Here is a 1,898-nt window from a genome sequence, read left to right on the forward strand (position 1 = left end):
TAACCTGCATCACGTAAACGTTTTTCATGACCTCAAGCCCGGCATCACTGCCGGGCTTTTCTTTTGGTCGGACGCTATTTGAGGCAGAGCAAATCAAACGTGCAGCTAAAAAGGCGGCAGAGTAAATCAGCGCCGCGTTCCCGCAGGGCGTGCGCCAGACTGGGTTAAGCTTCCATGTGGCCCGCTTCGCCGGAACGGATTTGATCGCCTCGCGGACCAAGCGCGTGGAGTCTCACCGTCGGCGCGTCGGTCCAGCTTTAAACACTGCGCCCGCGCCTGATTGACGCTATCCTCACCGAGGAACCAGCGTCGGCGAGCTCCGTTGATCGATCTTAGTCGTTCAAGGAGGAGTGCCATGGACTGGAACCGCGTTGAAGGCAACTGGAAGCAGATGAAGGGCAAAGTGAAGGAACAGTGGGGCAAGCTTACCGACGATGATCTTGATGTGATCAACGGGAAGCAAGAGCAACTCGAAGGGAGATTGCAGCAACGGTACGGCTACGCCAAGGATCAGGCGCAAAAGGAAGTGGATGAATGGTACGGTCGCCAAAAATGGTGATGACGGACATTGCTGGTTGAAATCCGAAGGGTCGCTGTCCCTGAGCAGCGGCCCTTGTTCATTACTAAAGCGCCCGGAGTAGTCGGTATAGTAAAGGTCGTGAACTGCTTTGCTGCACCATTACGCCTCGCATTCCACCGTGGAAGCAACCGCGGCGCCCGCTGCCACTGCCTGAGGATGTTCCGAAGGCCGAGGACGCACTGGCCAGGCCGTACACTAGTTTGGTGGGTGGAGAGTGTTCGGTCAGGGACGCTGCCGAACACTCGCTCTAGGCGATCCGCCTACCGCTTGTATTGGTTCACCTGCCGCGCGATCCAGCGGCGGGTGTGGCCTAGCTGTGGAATCTCAACAGGTCGTCCTTCGGGAGGCCGAGGCGCTCTGACGTGATTGCCGATCCAATGGCGATGGCCAGAGCGACAGCGGTATGGCTAAAGCTGCTCTAACGCCGATCTGGCGATTTGGCTCTAACGTTCGCCCGCAAGGGGAGGGGGCCGATTATCTCGAGCAGTAGAGCGTTAGAAGCGGTCCAGACTGCGGGCCTGAGCGGCCGGGCGGCGCACGGCCCTCGCTACTCGTCGATCGGGCCACATTACCGAGCTTGCGAGTTAGTTAGACGGGCAGCCGAAGCCAAAGGTCGTTGCTGGATAGCGTACCGGCCGGCGTAGCTATCTCCATACCGATGACGCGGAATGAGCCGGGCTGGTCATCATACAGGTAGCGAAGGTGCCAGATCGGGCAAAGTTCTGGAGTAATGGCGAAGTCATCTAAGGCAGTCGCAATGGATCGAACGGCATCGCGATGTGCTATCGGTGCGGCGAACATCGTGTCCATAAGCGTCGCAAGGCTCATACCTTCTAAGAGCATGGTTCGTGCAACTCCGTCTCCGTAAACGAGCCTAAGGGCCGATACGACGGACGCGATGGCGTTAGGGTTCTTTAAAGGCATGGCAGATCGTTTCAGGCGGAAGCCGGACAGTCGATGCAAGGGCGCGCGGGCGCTTCCCACAGTGCGAACGGGACGTATTCGTTAGCGGTCGCCGAAAACGCTTACGAGCCCAATGGCAATGACGATGACAGCAACGCAAGTGCAGGGGGGGCAAGCTGGAGCCGATGCCGGCCACAAGGATTCCGACGCCGAAGATGACTGTGGAGATCGCCTTGGCAATCGCTTTGTCCATCGCTAGAAGCGCGGATTGTCGCCATCCGACTCTCTTGCGGCTAAAACGTTCCTAACCCGTCTTATTCGCGAGAGGGCGCCTGAGAGGCTGGCGAGCGTGGTGTAAAGCGCTGATGCGGCGTAGGATTCGGTTGTGAAGCCAACCCCATCACCTCAACCGCGA

2 protein-coding genes are annotated in these 1,898 nt (G+C 58.5%); one reads left to right on the forward strand and one right to left on the reverse strand.

What is annotated here, in order from left to right:
* The coding region (locus tag QJT78_RS50785; protein WP_281460860.1) for a hypothetical protein at nucleotides 1-220 on the reverse strand (220 nt) is incomplete at its 3' end.
* A 135-nt stretch (nucleotides 221-355) separates the two neighbouring features.
* Between QJT78_RS50785 and QJT78_RS50790 the strand changes: the two genes are divergently transcribed.
* A complete protein-coding gene (locus tag QJT78_RS50790; RefSeq protein WP_028154667.1) occupies nucleotides 356-559 on the forward strand; it encodes a CsbD family protein in 204 nt (67 codons plus the stop codon).
* The last annotated feature ends 1,339 nt before the right edge of the window (nucleotides 560-1,898 follow it).

The organism is Bradyrhizobium sp. Mp27 (assembly GCF_029953005.1).
GTDB classification, from domain to species: Bacteria; Pseudomonadota; Alphaproteobacteria; order Rhizobiales; family Xanthobacteraceae; genus Bradyrhizobium; species Bradyrhizobium barranii.